Source organism: Streptomyces sp. JK94 (genome assembly GCF_053613315.1).
Genome location: NZ_JBSICH010000020.1, coordinates 78,185 through 99,051, shown reverse-complemented (window position 1 = coordinate 99,051; position 20,867 = coordinate 78,185). Strand labels below are relative to the sequence as shown.

Genomic DNA, 20,867 nt, shown 5'->3' with positions numbered 1-20,867 from the left:
GGGGCGACCGGGGGTGTTGAAAACGTCGGGTCTGCGTCTAGGGTGGGTGTCTCAGTGTTTGGACACCAGCGGGGTCCGGACGCGAGAGACCCGAAGTAGACACCGAACTTGGAGGGCCGGCAGTGAGCACCGAGCTGCGTCGTCTGCGCAATCACATCGACGGTGAGTTCCGGGACGCCGCCGACGGACGGACCACGGAGGTGGTCAACCCCGCCACGGGCGAGGCCTACGCGACCGCCCCCCTGTCAGGCCGGGCGGACGTGGACGCCGCCATGGCCGCCGCCGCGGCCGCCTTCCCGGCCTGGCGCGACACCACCCCGGCCGAGCGGCAGAAGGCCCTGCTGAAGATCGCCGACGCGTTCGAGGAGCGGGCCGAGGAGCTGATCGCGGCCGAGGTGGAGAACACGGGCAAGCCCATCGGGCTGACCCGCTCCGAGGAGATCCCGCCGATGGTCGACCAGATCCGCTTCTTCGCGGGTGCGGCGCGGATGCTGGAGGGCCGCTCGGCCGGCGAGTACATGGAGGGCCTGACCTCCATGGTCCGCCGCGAGCCGATCGGCGTCTGCGCGCAGGTCGCGCCGTGGAACTACCCGATGATGATGGCCGTGTGGAAGTTCGCCCCGGCGCTCGCCGCGGGCAACACGGTCGTCCTCAAGCCCTCGGACACCACCCCCGCCTCCACGGTCCTGATGGCCGACATCATCGGCTCGATCCTGCCCAAGGGCGTCTTCAACGTCGTCTGCGGCGACCGCGACACCGGCCGCCTGATGGTCGAGCACCCGACCCCGGCGATGGCGTCCATCACCGGCTCGGTGCGGGCCGGCATGTCGGTCGCCGAGTCCGCCTCCAGGGACCTCAAGCGGGTCCACCTGGAGCTGGGCGGCAAGGCGCCGGTCGTGGTCTTCGAGGACACCGACGTCCCCAAGGCCGTCGAGGAGATCTCGACGGCGGGCTTCTTCAACGCGGGCCAGGACTGCACCGCGGCCGCCCGCGTGCTGGTCCACGAGGCGATCCACGACGAGTTCGTGAGCGCCCTCGCCAAGGCCGCGGCCGAGACCAGGACCGGCCGGCCGGACGACGAGGACGTCCTGTACGGCCCGCTCAACAACCCGAACCAGCTCAAGCAGGTCGCCGGGTTCATCGAGCGCCTGCCCGCCCACGCCAAGGTCGAGGCGGGCGGCCACCGGGTCGGCGACCAGGGCTACTTCTACGCCCCCACCGTGGTCTCGGGCCTCAAGCAGGACGACGAGATCGTCCAGAACGAGGTCTTCGGTCCCGTCATCACCGTCCAGGCCTTCCGGGACGAGGACCAGGCGGTCGAGTGGGCCAACGGCGTCGAGTACGCGCTGGCCTCCTCGGTGTGGACCAAGGATCACGGCCGCGCGATGCGGATGTCCAAGAAGCTGGACTTCGGCTGTGTGTGGATCAACACCCACATTCCGCTGGTCGCCGAGATGCCGCACGGCGGCTTCAAGAAGTCCGGCTACGGCAAGGACCTGTCGTCGTACGGCTTCGACGACTACACGCGGATCAAGCACGTCATGACGTCGCTGGACGCCTGACGAACCCCGTGCGCGCGGCCCCGGACGGGAACCCCCGTCCGGGGCCGCGGCGCGTGCGCGGGGACCCCGCCCCGGCCGACGGGGAGTCAGGTCCGTACGGGCGCGCTCGACGCGGCGTCGATCGTCCCGGTGGGTGCGGGTGTGGGTGTGGGTGCGGGTGCGGGTGCGGGCGCGGGATGCTCCGCCCTGCCCGCTCCCGAGGGCGCCCTCGCTCTCCCTCCGGGACCCGCTCCGCGCACGGAACCGGGGCCGGGGCCGGAGCCGCGGCCCCGCACGGCCCGTCCCGTCCTGGCCTGGGCAGGTCGCCTATCGGCGACGGGAGTCGCGCGGGACCGCCCCCGCGGAAGGGGGGCCACCGAGCTCCCGCAGGGCACACAGCACGTCGACGCGGTTGGTCGTGACCGAGTCGGCGCCCAGCGCGATCAGCCGGCGCATGGAGCGCCGGGTGTCGGGCGTCCACACGGACAGCAGGCAGCCGTCGCCGTGGACGCGTTCGGCCAGCGCCCGGTCCACCAGCCCGAACCGGTAGTTGAGCCACCGCGGCCGCACCGCCGCGAGCAGCGCGGGCCGGGGCGGCGCCGCCGTCGTCCAGGTCAGGGCGATCTCGGCGGCGGGGTCGGCGGCACGTACGGCGAGCATGGCCGAGGCCCCCGCGGTGTAGTACACGCGGTCCTCGGCCCCGCACTCGCGGACGACGTCCACGACGCGCCGGACCGCCCGCTCGTCCGGGCCGCCCGGCAGGTCGAGCATCAGCCGGCTGCCGCCGGTCGCGGCGAGCGCCTCCGCGAGCGTCGGCACCCCGCCCGCCGTCAGAGCGCGCACCTCGTCGGCCGACAGGGAGCGCAGCGGCCGGTCGTGCCGCCACAGCCGCTTGAGCGTCGCGTCGTGCAGCAGCACGGGCACGCCGTCCCGGGTGAGGCGTACGTCGGTCTCGACCGCGTCCGCGCCGCGGGCGAGCGCGGAGCGCAGTGAGCCGATCGTGTTCTCGCGGTACCGGTAAGGGTCGCCGCGGTGGGCCACGGCGGTCACGTCGCGCAGGGGGTTCATGGTGGTGGCCGCTCTCAGGAGGCGAGCCGGGCGGCGGTGTACGTGTCGATCTCGTCCCTGATCCGTGCCTTGCCCGGCGCGTCGAGGAACGACGCCTCGACCGCGTTCTTCGCCAGGTCGGCGATCCCTCGTTCGTCGAGGCCGAGGAGGCGGGCGGCGACGGCGTACTCGTTGTTGAGGTCGGTGCCGAACATCGGCGGGTCGTCGGAGTTGACGGTCACCAGGACCCCGGCGCGCGTGAACTCCCTGATCGGGTGCTCGTCCAGGGTGCGCACCGCGCGGGTGGCGATGTTCGAGGTCGGGCACACCTCCAGCGGGATGCGGTGCTCGGCGAGGTGCGCCAGCAGTTCCGGGTCCCGGGCGGAGCTGGTGCCGTGTCCGATGCGCTCGGCGCGCAGGTCGGTGAGGGCGTCCCACACCGTCCGGGGGCCGGTGGTCTCGCCGGCGTGCGGCACCGAGTGCAGCCCGGCGGCGATCGCCCGGTCGAAGTACGGCTTGAACTGCGGCCGTCCGACACCGATCTCGGGCCCGCCGAGTCCGAAGGAGACCAGGCCGTCGGGGCGCAGCCGGTCGTCGGTGGCGAGCCGCGTCGTCTCCTCGGCGGCCTCCAGGCCGGCCTCGCCCGGAATGTCGAAGCACCAGCGCAGCACGGTCCCGAACTCGGACTCTGCCGCCTTGCGGGCGTCCTCGATCGCGTCCATGAAGGCGTGCGCGTCGATGCCGCGCCGGGTGGAGGAGAACGGGGTGATGGTCAGCTCGGCGTACCGCACCTGCTGGCGGGCCATGTCCCGGGCCACCTCGTACGTCAGCAGCCGCACGTCCTCCGGGGTGCGAATCAGGTCGACGACGGACAGGTACACCTCGATGAAGTGCGCGAAGTCCGTGAACTGGAAGTAGTCGACCAGCGCAGCGGGATCGGCGGGGACCCTGGAGCCGGGGTGGCGCGCGGCGAGTTCGGAGACGATGCGCGGGGAGGCGGAACCGACGTGGTGGACGTGCAGTTCGGCCTTGGGCAGTCCGGAGATGAAGGCGCGCAGGTCGCGCGGGACGGCGGGGTCGACGAGGTGCTCGGTCAAGGGTTCCTCCCCGGAACGGCGTCCCGGGCCGCGCGGGGCGGTGGCGGGACGCGGGTGATCGGCTGATCGGTGGTTCGGGGATCATCGTAGGCCGGTCTCACGCCGGACGGCCCGGGACCGTACCATGGCGGGCACGAACGACCCAGGGGGACACGACATGACGGACGCGACACAGCCGGGCGGGGACGCCAACGGTGCCCACGACCCGTGGGCGCCCCCGGGGAGCAGGCCGTCGCTGGACAAGGGCCATGACGCCGCGTCGCCGGCACGACCCGCCGGCGCGGTACCGCCCTGGCAGCCGCCGCCGTCCGCCCCGCCCCCGTCCGTGCACGACCAGGCCACGATCGCCTCGATGCCGTCGCCCGTCTTCGGGGCGGCCGAGAACGCGGTGCCGCCTCCGCCGGTCGCGCCCGGCGGCCCCGGAGCCCCCGGCGGGTACGGCTACCCCGGGTACCCGCAGGGCTACGGCTGGCCCGGCGTTCCGGCGGCTCCGCAGAACGGCATGGGCACCGCGGCGATGGTGCTGGGCATCCTCGCCTGCTGCCTCTTCTGCCTGTACGGCGTGGTCTCCCTGGTGCTCGGCGTCCTCGCCGTGGTCTTCGGGATCAAGGGGCGCCGCAGGGCCGAGGAGGGCCTGGCGAGCAACCACGGGCAGGCGCAGGCCGGGTTCGTCATGGGCATCGTCGGCATCGTTCTCGGCATCGCGGTGATCGTGCTGCTCGCCGTCGGCATCGTCGCCGCGATCAACAGCGACTCGGACTACGAGGACCCCTACTACGGCATCTCGCGCCCGGTGCCGGTCTCCGTGCCGGCGCAGAGCTGAAACGACGTCCGCGGGGGACTGCCTCCCTGGGGCCCGCCTCCTTGAGGGCCGCCTGCGCGGGGGCTGCCCGCGCCGGACGTCCGCCCCTCGGGCCCTCCTCTACGATGTCAAGCTCCAACGAGGGGAGAGCAGTTCATGTCGCACACGAATCCCGGCCCCGGTGGTTTCGGGCCGCCGGCGCAGCCGCCCGCCGGGGGATACGCGTATCCGCAGCAGTCCGCGCCGGGGTACGGCTTCCCGCACCAGGGCCCGGCGTACCCGGCCGCCCCGCCGGCCGGCTACCCCCAGGCTCCCGGGTACGGCATGCCGATGCAGCCGCGCAACGGCATGGGAACCACGGGGCTGGTGCTGGGCATCATCGGCACGGTGTGCAGCCTGACCTTCTTCCTCTGGTTCTTCGGTGTGGTCCTGGGCATCCTGGCGATCATCTTCGGCGCGGTCGGCCGGGGAAGGGCGGTCCGGGGCGAGGCGACCAACAAGGGGGCCGCGACCGCCGGCCTGGTCCTCGGCATCACGGCCACCGTGATCCTGCCGCTGCTCGGCTTCCTTGCCTTCGCGAGCCTGATGAGCCTCGCCTGAGCGCGGCCATGGCGTAGCCGCCCGGCAGCCGGCGCCCGCGGAGCGACGCGGCCGGCAGTCGTCGAAGGGGCCGCCTCCGGGCCGCCCCTTCGAGCGCTGCGCCCCTCGACCGCTCCGTCTCGGCCGCCCGGTCTCGACCTCCCCGTCCCAACCCCTCCGTCCCGACCGCTCGGTATCGACGGCTTGGTACGGCTTGGTATTGACGGTTCCGTCTCGGCCGCTTGGTCTCGACGGCCCCCGTTTTGACGGCTGCGTCTCAACCACTCCGTCTCAACCGCTTTGTCTCAACGGCTCCGTCTCAACCGCTCCCGCGCCGCCATCAGCGCGAAGCCCAGCAGATTCGCCCCCCGCCACCGCTCCGGGTCCGTCGCCGCCGCGTCGTCCGCGGTGAGGCCGATGCCCCAGACCCGGTCCACGGGGCTGGCCTCCACCAGCACCCGTTCACCGGTGCCCAGCAGGAAGGCGCGCAGCGCCGGGTCCGAGGCGAACTTGTGGACGCTGCCCTCGACGACGATCCGGAACCGCTCCCGCTGCCAGACCGCCTCGTCGAAGCCGCGCACCAGCCGCCCGGCCTTCTTGGCCTCGGCGGGATGTGCCGCGGCCAGCGCCCGGCGCTCGGCCTCCGGGTCCCCGAAGAGCCGGGCCTTGCCGGCCATCATCCAGTGCTCGGCCGTCGCGTACTCCACCCCGGCCACGGTGAACGGGGACGGCCACCACTGGCTCAGACAGCTCGGCCCGATCCGGCCGTCCGGGAGCGGCCGGTGCCCCCAGAAGCAGAGATACTTCGTCCGCGCGCCCGCCCGGACCCGCCCGAGCAGCGCTTCCCTGTCACCGACGACCTCCACCGCTCCGCGCTCCCCCGCCCCCGTGAGCCTCTCCATACACGCGAGTCTGGCACGCGCCACGGACACTCCGTCCGTCCTTTTCCGTGGAGACTCGACACCTGGTCGACAGATTCCGTTGCGTAACCAAATGGCAACAACGGAATCACTTGTTGGAGGCCTAGTGCTCTGTCAGGATCGGCACTCACATCGAGCCTGAGCCACGCCGGCCCCCGTCACAGGGGAGACCGAGGAGAGCCGACATGCATCACCCGGGCAACGCCACCCCGGACCGATTCCCGGCGCGGGACCGCTTCGCGGACGGGGCCCAGTACATCGCGGGCCGTCTGACGAAGGGCACGTCCGGGCGCACCCACACCGTCGTCGACCCGGCGACCGGCGAGGACGTCCTGACGTACGACCTGGCCGGTCCCGACGACGTCGATGCGGCCGTCGCCGCCGCACGCCAGGCGTTCCCCGGCTGGTCCGGCGCCACGCCGGGCGAGCGCTCCGACGCGCTGCACCGCTTCGCCGAGGTGCTCGCCGACCGCGCCGAGGACTTCGCCCGCGCGGAGTCCCTGCAGTGCGGGAAGCCGCTGAAGCTGACCCGCGAGTTCGACGTGCCGGGCACCGTCGACAACGCGGCCTTCTTCGCCGGTGCCGCCCGGCATCTCCAGGGCCAGTCGGCGGGGGAGTACTCGGGCGACCACACCTCGTACGTCCGCCGCGAGCCGATCGGCGTCGTCGGGTCCGTCGCGCCCTGGAACTACCCCCTCCAGATGGCCGCCTGGAAGATCCTCCCGGCGATCGCCGCGGGCAACACCATCGTGCTGAAGCCCGCCGAGACCACCCCCCTGACCTCCCTGATGTTCGCCCGGGCGGCGACCGGCGCCGGCATCCCGGACGGCGTGATCAACATCGTCACCGGCACCGGACGGGAGGCCGGCGAGCACCTGGTCGGGCACCCGGACGTGGCGATGACCTCCTTCACCGGCTCCACCGCCGTCGGCAAGCGCGTCGCCGAGGTCGCCACGGCCACCGTCAAGCGCCTGCACCTGGAACTCGGCGGCAAGGCGCCCTTCCTCGTCTTCGACGACGCCGACCTGGACGCCGCCGTCAACGGCGCGGTCGCGGGCGCGCTCATCAACACCGGCCAGGACTGCACGGCCGCCACGCGCGCCTACGTACAGCGGCCCCTGTACGAGGCGTTCGTCGAGAGGACCGCCGCCCTCATGGACACCGTCCGGGTCGGCGACCCCTTCGCCCCGGGCACCGACCTCGGCCCCCTGGTCAGCCACGTCCAGCGCGACCGGGTCGCCGGCTTCGTCGACCGGGCGCGCTCCTACGCGCGCGTGGTGACCGGCGGTGAGGCACCCCGGGGCCGGCAGTTCGAGAGCGGCGCCTACTACCGGCCCACCCTCATCGCCGACGCCCCGCAGGACAGCGAGGTCGTCCAGTCCGAGATCTTCGGGCCGGTCCTGGTCGTGCTGCCCTTCGACAGCGACGACGAGGGCATCCGGCTCGCCAACGACACGCCGTACGGGCTCGCCGCCTCCGCCTGGAGCCGGGACGTGTACCGCGCCCACCGCGCCACCCGCGAGATCAAGGCGGGCTGCGTGTGGATCAACGACCACATCCCGATCATCAGCGAGATGCCGCACGGCGGATACCAGGCGTCCGGCTTCGGCAAGGACCTGTCCGCCTACTCCTTCGAGGAGTACACGCAGGTCAAACACGTCATGTTCGACAACACCGCGGTGGCGGCCAAGGACTGGCACCGCACCGTCTTCGGGGACCGGTAGTCATCACAGAAGGCCGCCGACCACGGCCGACCCACCCGAAAGGGCAACCACGCGCATGGAGCAGTACGAGCCCGACCGCCTGTCACCGGCCCGAGCGGCCGCCATGCGGCGCAGTTTCACCAGCGGCAGGGCCGCCCTCACCCGCCGCTCACTGCTGCGCGCCTCCACAGGCGGCGCGCTCGCGGCCGGCGGCCTCGGAACGCTGAGCGCCTGCGGCATCCCCCCGGCCGGCAAGAGCGGAGGCGGGGTCTCCTCCGAGGACCGGTCCGAGAGGGAGAAGGAGGTCTCCTTCTCCAACTGGACCGAGTACATGGACATCGACGACAGCGGCAAGCGGCACCCGACGCTGGACGCGTTCACCCGGCGGACCGGCATCAAGGTCACGTACACCGAGGACATCAACGACAACAACGAGTTCTTCGGCAAGATCCAGCCGCAGCTGACCGCGGGCCAGGAGACCGGCCGCGACATCATCGTCCTGACCGACTGGCTGGCCGCCCGCCTGATCCGCCTCGGCTGGGTCCAGAAGCTGGACCCGTCCCACCTGCCGCACGCCTTCGCCAACCTGTCCCCGCAGTTCCGCAACCCGGACTGGGACCCGGGCCGCGCCTACTCGTACCCGTGGCAGGGCATCTCGACCGTCATCGCCTACAACAGGAAGGCGCTGGACGGCGTCGAGGTGCGGACCGTCTCCGACCTGCTCGACAACCCGAAGCTCAAGGGCCGTGTCGGCTTCCTGACCGAAATGCGCGACACCGTCGGGACGGTGCTGCTCGACATGGGCAAGAGCCCGGAGCGCTTCACCGACGACGACTACGACGCCGCGATCGCCCGCCTCCAGAAGGGCGTCGACCGCGGCCAGATCCGCCGCTTCACCGGCAACGACTACACCTCCGACATCAGCAAGGGCGACTTCGCGGCCTGCCTCGCCTGGGCCGGGGACGTCGTCCAGCTCAAGGCGGACAACCCGGACGTCGACTTCCTCATCCCGGACAGCGGATACCTCACGTCCAGCGACAACATGCTGGTCCCCAACAGGGCCCGGCACAAGACCAACGCCGAGCGGCTCATGGACCACTACTACGAGCCGGGTCCGGCCGCGCAGCTCGCCGCCTACATCAACTACGTCTGTCCCGTGGACGGCGTGCGGGACGAACTCGCGAAGATCGACGAGGACGCGGCGAACAACCCGCTGATCATTCCCGACCAGGCCATGCAGGCCAAGTCCCACGCCTTCCGCTCACTGAGCCCGAAGGAAGAGACGGCCTACGAAGAGAAGTTCGCGAAGCTCACTGGGGCGTGACGACGATGCATACGACCAAGGCCCGGCCGGACGCGACGGAGCGCGGCGGCGACGTCCGCCTGTCCGGCATCAGCAAGACCTACGGCTCCTTCACCGCCGTGCACCCGCTCGACCTGACCGTGCCGCAGGGCTCCTTCTTCGCCCTGCTCGGCGCCTCCGGCTGCGGCAAGACCACCACCCTGCGCATGATCGCCGGACTGGAGGAGCCCAGCGCCGGCACCGTGCACCTCGGCGACCAGGACGTGACCGCGCTCCCGCCGTACAGGCGGCCGGTCAACACGGTCTTCCAGTCCTACGCCCTCTTCCCGCACCTCGACATCTTCGAGAACGTCGCCTTCGGTCTGCGCCGGCGCGGCATCAAGGGCGTGAAGAAGCAGGTCGGGGAGATGCTCGACCTCGTCCAGCTCGGTGAGCAGGCCCGCAGGAAACCGCACCAGCTCTCCGGCGGCCAGCAGCAGCGCGTCGCGGTCGCCCGCGCTCTGATCAACCACCCCAAGGTGCTGCTCCTCGACGAACCGCTCGGCGCCCTCGACCTCAAGCTGCGCCGCCAGATGCAGCTGGAGCTCAAGCGCATCCAGACCGAGGTCGGCATCACCTTCGTGCACGTCACGCACGACCAGGAGGAGGCCATGACGATGGCCGACCAGGTCGCCGTGATGAACGGGGGCCGCGTCGAGCAGCTCGGCGACCCCGCCGACCTGTACGAGAACCCGCGGACCACCTTCGTCGCCAACTTCCTGGGCACCTCCAACCTGATCGGGGCCGAGGTCGACACCCGCAGCGGTGACGACGTCGTGGTGAAGGCGGCCGGCGACAGGCTGGTCCTGCCCGGCGCCCGCTGCTCCGCCCCGGCCCGGCCCGGCGGCAGGGTCCTGGTCGGCGTGCGCCCGGAGAAGATCGGCATCGCCCACGCGGACGACGCCGGCTCCGTCCCCGAAGGCCGCAACCGCGTCACCGGCACGATCCGCAGCACCAGTTTCATCGGCGTCTCCACCCAGTACGTGGTCGACTGCGCGGCCTGCCCCGGGTTCGAGGTGTACGCCCAGAACATCGACCGCGACGCCCGACTCGCCCCCGGCGCCGACGTCGTCCTGCACTGGAACCCGGCGCACACCTTCGGTCTGGACGCGGCCCAGGCCATCGACGCGGGCGTGGCCGAGGGAGAGGCCGCCTGATGTCCACCCTCACCGAGGCGCCGCCACCGCTCTCCCCGCCCGCACCCGGGAAGAAGCCCCCGCGCAGGAGGGGCCGCTGGACGCCGTACTGGCTGCTGCTGCCCGGCCTGCTGTGGCTGCTCGTCTTCTTCGCGGCGCCGATGGTCTACCAGGCCTCCACGTCCGTGCAGACGGGCTCGCTGGAGGAGGGCTACAAGGTCACCTGGCACTTCATGACCTACTGGGAAGCGGTGGCCGAGTACTGGCCGCAGTTCCTGCGCTCGGTCGCCTACGCCGCCGCCGCGACCGTGCTGTGCCTGCTGCTCGGTTACCCGCTCGCCTACCTGATCGCCTTCCGGGCGGGCCGCTGGCGGAACCTGATCATGATCCTGGTGATCGCGCCGTTCTTCACCAGCTTCCTGATCCGCACCCTGGCCTGGAAGACGATCCTCGCGGACGGCGGCCCGGTCGTCGGCGCCCTGAACACGCTGCACGTCCTGGACGTCACCGGCTGGCTCGGCTGGACGGCCGGCGACCGCGTGCTGGCCACGCCGCTCGCCGTGGTCTGCGGTCTGACCTACAACTTCCTGCCCTTCATGATCCTGCCGCTGTACACGTCGCTGGAGCGCATCGACGGACGACTGCACGAGGCGGCGGGCGACCTGTACGCCACACCGTCCACGGTCTTCCGCAAGGTCACCTTCCCGCTGTCGATGCCCGGCGTCGTCTCCGGGACGCTGCTCACCTTCATCCCGGCGACCGGCGACTACGTCAACGCCTCCCTGCTCGGCTCGGCCGACACCGGAATGATCGGCAACGTGATCCAGTCCCAGTTCCTGCGGGTGCTGGACTACCCGACGGCGGCGGCGCTCTCCTTCGTCCTGATGGCCGCGATCCTCGCCATGGTCACCGTCTACATCCGCAAGTCCGGCACGGAGGATCTGGTCTGAATGACCTTCGTCAACTGGTTCAAGCGCAATCTGGTCGTGATCGCCGGACTGCTGACACTCGCCTACCTCCTGCTGCCCAACATCGTCGTCACGGTGTTCTCGTTCAACAGACCGAACGGGCGCTTCAACTACGCATGGCAGCAGTTCTCCACCGACGCCTGGGAGGACCCGTGCGGCGTCGCCGGGCTGTGCGGCTCCCTGTCGCTGAGCCTCCAGATCGCCTTCTGGGCGACGCTCGGCGCCACCGCGCTGGGCACGGCGATCGCCTTCGCGCTGGTCCGCTACCGCTTCCGCGCCCGCGGCGCCGTCAGCTCGCTGATCTTCCTGCCGATGGCGATGCCCGAGGTCGTGATGGCCGCCTCGCTGCTCACCCTGTTCCTCAACATGGGCGCCCGGCTGGGCTTCTGGACGGTCCTGATCGCCCACATCATGTTCTGCCTCAGCTTCGTCGTCACGGCCGTCAAGGCGCGCGTGATGTCGATGGACCCGAGGCTGGAACAGGCGGCACAGGACCTGTACGCCGGTCCCGTCCAGACCTTCGTCCGGGTCACCCTCCCCATCGCCGCCCCCGGGATCGCCGCCGGCGCGCTGCTCGCCTTCGCGCTCTCCTTCGACGACTTCATCATCACCAACTTCAACGCGGGTTCCACCGTCACCTTCCCCATGTTCGTCTGGGGGTCGGCCCAGCGCGGCACGCCCGTGCAGATCAACGTCGTCGGTACGGCCATGTTCGTCATCGCCGTGCTGTTCGTCCTGGCCTCCATGGCCGTCGGCAACCGCCGCAACCGCCGCAAGGCGTGACGCACTGAGCAAGGCATCCGTAGGGAGTTGAAATCATGGCCGCGAGCGCCATGAGCCGTAGCAACGACTGGACGAGATCCCTCTGCGACGCCCAGCCCGTCGCGTACTGGCTGGACGACCCCGGCCGCCCCCGTCCCGAGCCCGCCCTCACCGGCCCCGAGACCTGCGACCTGCTGGTCGTCGGCGGCGGTTACAGCGGACTGTGGACCGCGCTGATCGCCAAGGAGCGCGACCCGGGCCGGGACGTGGTGCTGCTGGAGGGCCGCGAGGTGGGCTGGGCCGCCTCCGGCCGCAACGGCGGTTTCTGCGCCGCCTCCCTCACCCACGGCCTGTCCAACGGCCTCACCCGCTGGCCGGACGAGATCCACCGGCTGGCGGAACTGGGCGCCCGCAACCTCGACGAGATCGAGGCGGCGGTCGCCCGGCACCGCCTCGACTGCGACTTCGAGCGCACCGGCGAGATCGACGTCGCGACCGAGGACTACCAGGCCCGGGAGCTGAAGGACTGGTACGAGGAGATCCGCGCCCGGGGCCTCGCCGACGGCGTCGAGTACCTGGACGCCGAGGCCGTCCGGGAGCAGGTCGACTCACCCACCTTCCGGGCGGGACTGCACGACCGCCGGGGCGTGGCCATGGTCAACCCCGCCAAGCTCGCCTGGGGCCTCAAGCGCGCCTGCCTGAAACTCGGCGTCCGCGTCTTCGAGCACACCCCGGCGCTCACCCTGCGGCCCCACGGCGCCGGCATGGCCGTGCGCACCCCGTACGGAGGGGTCCGGGCCCGCACGGTCGCGCTCGGCACCAACGTCTTCCCCAGCCTGGTCAAGCGGGTGCGCCCGTACACCGTCCCGGTCTACGACTACGCCCTGATGACCGAGCCGCTCACCCCGGAGCAACTGGCCTCGGTCGGCTGGAGGAACCGGCAGGGCCTCGGCGACAGCGCCAACCAGTTCCACTACTTCCGGCTGTCCGCCGACAACCGCGTCCTGTGGGGCGGCTACGACGCGGTCTACCCGTACGGCGGCCGGGTGCGCGCCGAGTACGACGACCGCCCCGAGACCTACGCCAAGCTCGCCGGGCACTTCTTCACCTGCTTCCCGCAGCTGGCGGGCGTCCGCTTCACGCACGCCTGGGGCGGTGCGATCGACACCTGCTCGCGCTTCTCGGCGTTCTTCGGCACCGCCCACCGGGGCAGGGTGGCCTACGCGGCCGGGTACACCGGCCTCGGCGTCGGGGCCACCCGGTTCGGCGCCGAGGTGATGCTCGACCTGCTGTCGGGGGAGCGTACCGAGCGCACCGTACTGGAGATGGTCCGCAGCAAGCCGCTGCCGTTCCCGCCCGAGCCCTTCGCCTGGACCGGCATCGCGCTCACCAAGTGGTCGCTGGCCCGCGCGGACGCGCACGGCGGCCGGCGCAACGCGTGGCTGCGGACGATGGACAGGCTGGGGCTCGGCTTCGACAGCTAGCGCGCAGCCGGCGCGGCGGTGCCACCGCCCGTATGGCCCGGTTCACCCCAACGAGTCGCCCGGACCCGCGTAATGCCCGCCGGGGTCCTCCCTCTCCCTCGTGACGCATCCGCGTCCACGAGTGAGAGGGAGGTCCCCACATGCCTGGGGCGAAGACGGCGGTCGCGTGGCTGGCATCCGCCGCACCGGATCCCGAGTCCTGTCTGAGCGAGTGGCGGCGCAACCCCCTGGGGGTGGCGCTGCTGCCCGCAGGCAAGGCCTGGGACGTGCTCATCCTGCCGAGCAGGCTCGGCCGCCCGACCCTCGACGTGCTCTCCCGCTTCCTGGGCCGGCCCGGCCCGGTGCTCGCCGACTTCGGCGACGCGCGCACGGGCTTCTTCGTGCCGGCCGGCACGGCGGCCCGCTGGGTGGGCACCGGCGTCCGGACGGCCGGGCCCGGCACCTGGATCGTGGTGCCGCACCCGGGAGGCCCGTCGTCCGGGGGAATCCGCTGGCTCGTCCCGCCCGACGGGGCCGGCACCCTCACCGATCCCGCGCTCCTCGAACTGGCGATGCACGAGGCGGCGGCTACTCTCGCGGACGAGGAGAGCGGGGGCTGAGCCCGAGCCGCGGCGGGCGCCGGCTCAGGCCGGCCGTCAGCGCGACCCCGGCCAGCAGCACCGCCCCCAGGCACCAGCCGGCCACCACGTCCAGCGGCCAGTGGTAGCCCCGCCGCACCAGCCCGTAGGAGGCGGCGAGGACGAGGACCGCGCAGAGCGCGACGAGGACACGGCGCAGGGCCGGCGAGCGCAGCGGCCCGAGGAGCAGCAGCGTCGCCGCGCCGTACGCGACGACCGCGGTGGCGGTGTGGCCGGAGGGGTAGTAGCCGACGGCCGGAGGAACGGCCGGGGTGCCGGGCCGGTCGGTCCACTCCTTCAGCGGGGCGACCAGCGCCGGCACCAGGACCATCGCCAGGGCCCCCGCCAGGGGCGGCCGCCACCAGCGGTCCGCGCCACCGGCACGCCCGTGCCACGCGACGTACGCCAGCGCGAGGACGAGGACGGGCACGGCCACCTGCACGTTGCCCAGGTCGGCCAGCAGTTCGGAGAGCCGGTCGGGGTGGACGAGGGCCCTGCTCAGCCGCTCGTCCACGCCGATCAGCGGGCCGTCGGCGAGGACCTGCCAGGTGATCAGGGCGAAGAGGAGGACGGGCAGTACGAGCAGCGGGGGCAGCGCGCGAGGGGGGAGGACCGGCATGACGCCCAGCTTCGCAGGCCCGCCGGAGGATGGTCTCGCCGCCCGTGCAGAGCACCCGAACGGCGCGGGAAGGCGGGCGCGGAAGACCCCCGCCCGGCTCTCCGCTCGGGCTGCGGCGACCGGACGCACCGAAGGGCCGGCGCAAGGGGGGGAGTGTGCCGGCCCTTCGGTGAACCACCGTCCCCGGTGCCGGGGCGGCCGTCCTGACCGGAACGCCGCGCGCCCCGGGGGGTGTGGGGCGGGCGGCCGTCCGATCGGTGAGGAGACCCGGAACCCGTGGGTTCCGGCTGTGTGCGCGAGGCACGACCAGGTCGAAGCTGGGGAGGCCTCGGCCTGAGATCCCGCCCACAGTCCCCTGTGGGCGGGTGTATCTCTCATCTGCCTAGAACCTACGACAGGGGAGGGGCTCAGGACAGGGGCATCGGTGTCCTGCCATCCACCCCGCACACCTTCTTCACACGCTCTGCGGGTCGCTCCGCCAGGCGTACGAAACGCAGCTCGGACGGGCGTTCGGGCGCTCGCGCGGGTGTCCGCTCACCCCTGCCCCCGCGGGCTCGCTCAGATGCGGGCGAAGCCCTGCTCGATGATGTCGAGGCCCTCGTTCAGCAGGTCCTCGCCGATCACCAGCGGCGGCAGGAAACGCAGCACGTTGCCGTAGGTTCCGCAGGTCAGGACCAGCAGGCCCTCGGCGTGGCAGGCCTTGGCGAGCGCGGCGGTCGCCTCCGGGGCCGGCTCCTTGGTGGCGCGGTCCTTGACCAGCTCGACGGCGATCATCGCGCCGCGGCCCCGGACGTCGCCGATGACCTCGAACTTCTCGGCCATGGCGGTGAGGCGGGACTTCATGACCGCCTCGATCCTCTTCGCCCGGGCGTTGAGGTCCAGCTCCTTCATCGTCTCGATGGCACCGAGCGCACCCGCGCACGCCACCGGGTTGCCGCCGTAGGTGCCGCCGAGGCCGCCGGAGTGCGCGGCGTCCATGATCTCGGCACGGCCGGTGACGGCGGCCAGCGGCAGACCGCCCGCGATGCCCTTGGCCGTGGTGATCAGGTCCGGGACGATGCCCTCGTCCTCGCAGGCGAACCACTGGCCCGTGCGGCAGAAGCCGGACTGGATCTCGTCGGCGACGAAGACGATGCCGTGGTCCGCGGCGAAGCGGCTGATCGCGGGCAGGAAGCCCTGGGCGGGCTCGATGAAGCCCCCCTCGCCGAGCAGCGGCTCGATGATGATCGCGGCCACGTTCTCCGCGCCGACCTGCTTGGTGATCTGGTCGATGGCCTGGGCGGCGGCCTCCGGACCCGCGTTCTCCGGGCCGGTGGGCCAGCGGTAGCCGTAGGCGACCGGGACGCGGTACACCTCGGGCGCGAAGGGACCGAAGCCGTGCTTGTACGGCATGTTCTTCGCGGTCAGCGCCATCGTCAGGTTGGTCCGGCCGTGGTAGCCGTGGTCGAAGACGACGACCGCCTGCCGCCCGGTGTGCGCACGGGCGATCTTCACGGCGTTCTCGACGGCCTCGGCGCCGCTGTTGAACAGGGCCGACTTCTTGGCGTGGTCGCCCGGGGTCAGCTCGGCCAGTGCCTCGGCGACGGCGACGTAGCTCTCGTAGGGCGTCACCATGAAGCAGGTGTGGGTGAAGTCGGCGAGCTGGGCGGACGCCTTGCGCACGACGGCCTCGGCGGAGGCGCCGACGGAGGTCACCGCGATGCCGGAGCCGAAGTCGATCAGGCGGTTGCCGTCGACGTCCTCGATGATGCCGCCCCCCGCGCGCGCGGTGAAGACGGGCAGGACGGAGCCCACACCCTGCGCGACCACGGCCGTGCGGCGGGCCTGCAGCTCCCGCGACTTCGGGCCGGGGATGGCGGTGACGACGCGGCGCTCCTGCGGAAGGGCGGTCATGGGGGCTCCTGGGGTCTTGCGGATCTTACGGATGCTTGCCTTCTTTTCTCGCAGGCTAGGACCGGGGCGGGGGAGCGGGCATGCTCCATGTGGGCGTTGTCCGGGGGGCCGGTTGTCCGCGGTGGACAGGTGATCCGCGGGACGGCATCCGGACAGTCGGCGCGGGCCCGGCCGTGTAAGCGGTGAACTCCCTCCGGGAGGGCGTTAGATTGGCTCGCTGACGGTGGACGGATCGGCTGGTCAGGGGGCAAGGGCGATGGACAGCGACGGGATGCGGGACGCACGGGGTACGCATGCGAGTCCTGTGCCGCGTCCGGCGGGGCCTCCCGAGGCGCCGTCGGTGCCGCCGCGCCCCCCGGCGCCCCCGGTGGCCCCGCCCCTGCCGGACGGCTCCGCCTTCGTGGCGTGGCTGCGGACCCCCCGGCCCGAGGCGCTGCCCGGCGTGTGGCGGTTCGGTCACCGGCCGCGCTCGGCACAGGAGCCGGAACAGATCCCCGCCAGGCAGCTGCTCAGCGGCGCGCTGATCGCGTTCCTCGTCGGGTGGCTCGTCTGGTCGCTCCTGGCCAACGGCTATCTGGGCGGCTGGTGGATCCTCCCCCTGGAACTGTTCACCCCGGACTCCTGGCGCACCAGCGACAGCCAGATCGTCAACCTCGTCGTCTGGGACGGCTACACCCTGCTCGTCGTGCTCGCGATCATGATCGGGGTCGGGCGGCTGGGCCGCTGGGACGAGGTCTGGCGCCGTTTCGTGCGGCCCCGGCTGCGGCGCCCCCAGCCGCAGCAGCCGCAGGCAGCCGCCGACGAGGACCCCGCCGCCTGGCCCGCACTGCGCGCAGCCGGTGCCCACGACGCCGCCGAGCGGCTCGCCGCCGAAGCGCGCCAGGGGCTCATGCGGGACGTCGACCACGCCCGCATCACCCGCGCGTGGCAGGGCGTACTGGGCGGCCGGCACAGCCTCGCCACCTTGACCGGCGCGGTGCTCAGCCACGGTGCCGGCGCCTGCCCGCACCCCTCCGGCGCCCGCGACCTGCCCGTCCGGCAGGCCCGGCACGACCTGGTCACCGGGCAGGTACGGCTCGGCACGGCCGCCGACGACGCCCGCAACCCCTACGCCTACCGCGGCACCGGCCTCGCCCTCGACCCCTCCCTGCTCGCCACCTCCCTGCTCGCCGTCGGGCCCGCGGGCTCCGGCAAGACCGGCAGCGTCGTGCGACCGCTCACCGAGTCGCTGTGCCTGCACGCGCTGGCCGGACGGGCCGCGGTCGTCGTGGTCGGCGCCGCGGGCGCGAACCTCGGCCCGGCCGACGCCTACGACGTCGTCGTACGGATCGGCAACCCGGACTCGGTGTACGACCTCGACCTGTACGGCGGCACCACCGACCCCGACGAGGCCGCGGTCGTGCTCGCCGAGGCCCTGGTCGGGGACCTCGCCGAACAGCACGCGGGCGGCGACACCCGTCGCTCCACCACCGTCCTCGCCCAGCTCCTCGGCCCCTTCCGCGCCGTCCACGGACGTTTCCCCGGCGTACCGGAGCTGCGGCAGCTGCTCGACGGGACGCCCGGGCCGCTGGCCGAGCTGCGCGAGGGGCTGCGGGCGTCCGGGCAGGAGTCCCTGCTGCGCGAGCTGGACGCGCGGGAGCGGCAGATGGCGCACCCCGGGGACGTGGGCGGCGTGCTGGCCGACCGGGTGGCCCTGCTGGACCGGCCCGCCTTCGCCTCCTTCTTCGACACCTCGGGACAGACCCGGCCGTTCTCCCTCAAGGCCCTCGACCACCCGGTGCGGGTCCGTATCGACCTGCCCGAGCGCGGGCACGCCGACGCCTCCCGCATGCTGGCGCGCCTGGTCCTCGCCCAGTTCACGGCGAGCGTCCCGACCCGCGAGGACCGGTCGCTGTTCGCCTGCCTGGTGCTGGACGACGCGAGCGGCGTGGTGACGCCGGAGGCGGTACGGGGGGTCCAGCGGCTGCGCTCCGCGGGCGCCGGGGTCGTCCTGACCCTGCGCACCCTGGACGACGTACCGCGCCCGTTGCGCGGGCCGCTGCTCGGGTCCATCGGGTGCCGGATGGCGCTGGCCGGGCTCACCCCCTGGGACGGGCAGGACTTCGCCGAGGTGTGGGGCAAGGAGTGGACCGAGGCCCGGGACGTCACCGACCGGCAGATCATCGCCGAGACCCCGGCGGGCAAGGCCGTGCACATGCTGCGCCGGGTGATCACCGGGAAGGCGCCCACCGCACGGGCGGTCACCGTGCGGCAGGTGGAACGGGAGCGCTGGTCCGCGTCCGAGCTGGCGCACGCCGTGCCCGCGGGCCACGCGGTGCTGTCGCTGACCAGCGCGAAGGGGGAGCACGCGCCGCCGCTGCTGGTGGACCTGCGCGGGTGATCCGCGAGGAGCGGACGCCCGGGACCGTACGGTGAGGCAGAATCGAACCAGGTCGTTCATACGCGGCGGCCAAAAGATCACCGATGTCGCGCGCCGCGGACACTCGCTCACCCCACGCGGAACCGAAGGCCCAGGCCCCATGCCCCCCACGCTCGCCTCGCTCGTCCACCACTCCGCGCTCAAGCTGACCGTGCGCGCGGGGGAGGACCGCCTCGACGTGCCGGTGCGCTGGGCGCACGTCAGCGAACTCGCCGACCCCGTGCCCTACATGGAGGGCGGGGAACTGCTGCTGGTCACCGCCCTGAAACTGGACGCCGAGGACCCGGCCGCGATGCACCGGTACGTGAAGCGCCTGGCGGGCGCCGGTGTGGTGGGGCTCGGTTTCGCCGTCGGGGTCAACTACGACGACATCCCCGAGCCGCTGGTCGAAGCGGCCCGGCAGGAGGGGCTGCCGCTGCTGGAGGTGCCCCGCCGCACCCCCTTCCTCGCCATCAGCAAGGCCGTGTCCGCCGCGATCGCCGCCGACCAGTACCGGGCGGTCACCGCGGGCTTCGCGGCCCAGCGCGAGCTGACCAGGCAGGCCCTGACCGGCGGTCCCGAGGGGCTGCTGGCCGCGCTCGCCGCACAGGTCGACGGCTGGGCGGCGCTGTACGACGCCTCGGGCGCCGTCGTCGCCGCGGCACCCGAGTGGGCCGGCCGCAGGGCCGCCAGGCTCACCGGCGACGTCCAGCGGCTGCGTGAGCGCCCCGCGCCGGCCTCGTCCGTCGTCGGCGGCGCCGAGAACGCGGAACAGCCCGGGAACGCCGACCGGGTCGAACTCCACTCCCTCGGCACCTCCCGCAGGCCCCGCTCCGCCCTCGCCGTCGGCACCGCCGCCGCGCCCGGCACCGCCGAGCGGTACGCCGTCCACTCCGCCATCGCCCTGCTGACCCTCACCACGGAGCGCTCGCGCTCCCTGCACGAGGCCGCACAGCGCATCGACAAGGCCGTACTGCGCATGCTGCTGGCCGGCGAACCCGACCACGCGCGCACGGTCGCCGGGGACCTGTACGGCGGTCTGCTGGACGCGCCCTTCCGGATCATCGTCGCCGAGTCGACGCCGGCGTCCGCCGCGCGGGCGCACGCCGGGCCGCACGCGCAGGTGCCCGCCGCCCGGACCAAGCCCTCCGCCGCCGCGCCGGCCGCCGCCGACACCGACGGCGACCCGCTCGGTGCGCTCGCAGAGGTCGTGGAGTCGGCCGCGGCCCGGTCCGGCGAGGCGGTGCTGGTCGTCCCCGAGGGCGAGCGGCTGGTGGTGCTGGCCACGGACGGGGGCGCGGCCGTCGCCGCCTGCGCCGAGTACGCCGCGGTGCTGGAGACCGGCCGTCCGGCGACCGGGCCGAGGGCGGGCGGCGACGAGGAGGGCCTGGTCGTCGGCCTGTCGGCGCCGTCCGGGCCGATCGCCGCGTCCACCGCCTACAAGCAGGCCGAACAGGCCCTGTCGGTGGCCCGCCGGCGCGGACGGGTCTGCGTGGAGCACGAACACCTCGCGGCCGGCTCCGTGCTGCCGCTGCTCGCCGACGACGCGGTGCGCGCGTTCGCCGACGGCCTGCTGCGGGCGCTGCGCGACCACGACGCGACCGGCCGGGGCGACCTGGTGGCCTCCCTGCGCGCCTGGCTCTCCCGCCACGGCCAGTGGGACGCGGCCGCCGCCGACCTCGGCGTCCACCGCCACACCCTGCGCTACCGCATGCGCCGCGTGGAGGAGATCCTCGGCCGCTCCCTGGACGACCCGGACGTCCGGATGGAGCTGTGGCTGGCCCTGAAGGCGACCTCGTCCGAGTAGGCGTCTCCCCGAGCGCCCTGCCGGCACGGCCGGCAGCCGCGGGGCCGAGGAGCGCGGCGCTCCGGGGCAGGGACACGGCCCCCCGGCGGGGTACGGCGCCCCCGAGCGGGGGTACGGCGCCCCGGGCGGGGGCACGGCACCCCCGGGCGGGA

At 73.0% G+C, this 20,867-nt stretch carries 17 protein-coding genes; 12 read left to right on the top strand and 5 right to left on the bottom strand.

Going from position 1 to position 20,867, the window contains the following annotated elements; all coding sequences use genetic code 11:
* Window positions 1–122 precede the first annotated feature (122 nt).
* Window positions 123–1,562, top strand: coding sequence for a gamma-aminobutyraldehyde dehydrogenase (locus tag ACVV2G_RS19620; RefSeq protein ID WP_453844034.1), 1,440 nt, complete (start codon window positions 123–125; stop codon window positions 1,560–1,562).
* A gap of 306 nt (window positions 1,563–1,868) precedes the next feature.
* Here the strand turns inward: ACVV2G_RS19620 and ACVV2G_RS19615 are convergent, their stop codons facing one another.
* Both ACVV2G_RS19615 and ACVV2G_RS19610 read right to left on the bottom strand, forming a co-directional pair.
* Window positions 1,869–2,609: a glycerophosphodiester phosphodiesterase gene (locus ACVV2G_RS19615; RefSeq protein WP_453844033.1), complete on the bottom strand. Its 741-nt coding sequence runs from the start codon at window positions 2,607–2,609 to the stop codon at window positions 1,869–1,871.
* A gap of 14 nt (window positions 2,610–2,623) precedes the next feature.
* Window positions 2,624–3,685: an adenosine deaminase gene (locus tag ACVV2G_RS19610; protein ID WP_453844032.1), complete on the bottom strand. Its 1,062-nt coding sequence runs from the start codon at window positions 3,683–3,685 to the stop codon at window positions 2,624–2,626.
* A gap of 157 nt (window positions 3,686–3,842) precedes the next feature.
* Between ACVV2G_RS19610 and ACVV2G_RS19605 the strand changes: the two genes are divergently transcribed.
* Entirely contained in the window at window positions 3,843–4,508 is a 666-nt protein-coding gene (locus tag ACVV2G_RS19605) for a DUF4190 domain-containing protein (protein WP_453844031.1), read from the top strand.
* A gap of 135 nt (window positions 4,509–4,643) precedes the next feature.
* Entirely contained in the window at window positions 4,644–5,087 is a 444-nt protein-coding gene (locus ACVV2G_RS19600; RefSeq protein WP_453844030.1) for a DUF4190 domain-containing protein, read from the top strand.
* 284 nt (window positions 5,088–5,371) lie between these two features.
* Here ACVV2G_RS19600 and ybiA read toward each other — a convergent pair whose 3' ends face one another.
* The gene (gene ybiA / locus ACVV2G_RS19595) at window positions 5,372–5,968 is read right to left on the bottom strand and encodes a riboflavin biosynthesis intermediates N-glycosidase (protein ID WP_453844029.1); all 597 of its coding nucleotides are present in this window, start codon (window positions 5,966–5,968) and stop codon (window positions 5,372–5,374) included.
* 203 nt (window positions 5,969–6,171) lie between these two features.
* On the opposite strand from ybiA, the gene ACVV2G_RS19590 reads away from it, so the two are divergent.
* The 7 genes from ACVV2G_RS19590 (at window position 6,172) to ACVV2G_RS19560 (ending at window position 13,980) form a co-directional block, all read left to right on the top strand.
* Entirely contained in the window at window positions 6,172–7,710 is a 1,539-nt protein-coding gene (locus tag ACVV2G_RS19590; protein ID WP_453844028.1) for a gamma-aminobutyraldehyde dehydrogenase, read from the top strand.
* A gap of 55 nt (window positions 7,711–7,765) precedes the next feature.
* A complete protein-coding gene (locus ACVV2G_RS19585) occupies window positions 7,766–9,013 on the top strand; it encodes a polyamine ABC transporter substrate-binding protein (RefSeq protein WP_453844027.1) in 1,248 nt (415 codons plus the stop codon).
* A gap of 5 nt (window positions 9,014–9,018) precedes the next feature.
* Window positions 9,019–10,188, top strand: a complete 1,170-nt coding sequence (locus tag ACVV2G_RS19580; RefSeq protein ID WP_453844133.1) for an ABC transporter ATP-binding protein — start codon at window positions 9,019–9,021, stop codon at window positions 10,186–10,188.
* A complete protein-coding gene (locus tag ACVV2G_RS19575) occupies window positions 10,188–11,117 on the top strand; it encodes an ABC transporter permease (RefSeq protein ID WP_453844026.1) in 930 nt (309 codons plus the stop codon). The genes ACVV2G_RS19580 and ACVV2G_RS19575 overlap by 1 nt, the downstream gene beginning before the upstream one ends.
* A complete protein-coding gene (locus tag ACVV2G_RS19570; RefSeq protein ID WP_453844025.1) occupies window positions 11,118–11,918 on the top strand; it encodes an ABC transporter permease in 801 nt (266 codons plus the stop codon).
* A gap of 35 nt (window positions 11,919–11,953) precedes the next feature.
* Window positions 11,954–13,381: an NAD(P)/FAD-dependent oxidoreductase gene (locus tag ACVV2G_RS19565; RefSeq protein ID WP_453844024.1), complete on the top strand. Its 1,428-nt coding sequence runs from the start codon at window positions 11,954–11,956 to the stop codon at window positions 13,379–13,381.
* 140 nt (window positions 13,382–13,521) lie between these two features.
* The gene (locus tag ACVV2G_RS19560; RefSeq protein ID WP_453844023.1) at window positions 13,522–13,980 is read left to right on the top strand and encodes a hypothetical protein; all 459 of its coding nucleotides are present in this window, start codon (window positions 13,522–13,524) and stop codon (window positions 13,978–13,980) included.
* On the opposite strand, the gene ACVV2G_RS19555 is transcribed toward ACVV2G_RS19560, so the two are convergent.
* The gene (locus ACVV2G_RS19555; RefSeq protein WP_453844022.1) at window positions 13,949–14,617 is read right to left on the bottom strand and encodes a phosphatase PAP2 family protein; all 669 of its coding nucleotides are present in this window, start codon (window positions 14,615–14,617) and stop codon (window positions 13,949–13,951) included. The genes ACVV2G_RS19560 and ACVV2G_RS19555 overlap by 32 nt on opposite strands.
* 558 nt (window positions 14,618–15,175) lie before the next feature.
* Window positions 15,176–16,510, bottom strand: coding sequence for a 4-aminobutyrate--2-oxoglutarate transaminase (gene gabT / locus ACVV2G_RS19550; protein ID WP_453844021.1), 1,335 nt, complete (start codon window positions 16,508–16,510; stop codon window positions 15,176–15,178).
* A gap of 256 nt (window positions 16,511–16,766) precedes the next feature.
* On the opposite strand from gabT, the gene ACVV2G_RS19545 reads away from it, so the two are divergent.
* Both ACVV2G_RS19545 and ACVV2G_RS19540 read left to right on the top strand, forming a co-directional pair.
* On the top strand, window positions 16,767–18,890 hold the full coding sequence (locus ACVV2G_RS19545) for an ATP-binding protein (RefSeq protein ID WP_453844020.1): 2,124 nt from the start codon (window positions 16,767–16,769) through the stop codon (window positions 18,888–18,890).
* Between the two features lie 139 nt (window positions 18,891–19,029).
* The gene (locus tag ACVV2G_RS19540; RefSeq protein ID WP_453844019.1) at window positions 19,030–20,715 is read left to right on the top strand and encodes a PucR family transcriptional regulator; all 1,686 of its coding nucleotides are present in this window, start codon (window positions 19,030–19,032) and stop codon (window positions 20,713–20,715) included.
* The last annotated feature ends 152 nt before the right edge of the window (window positions 20,716–20,867 follow it).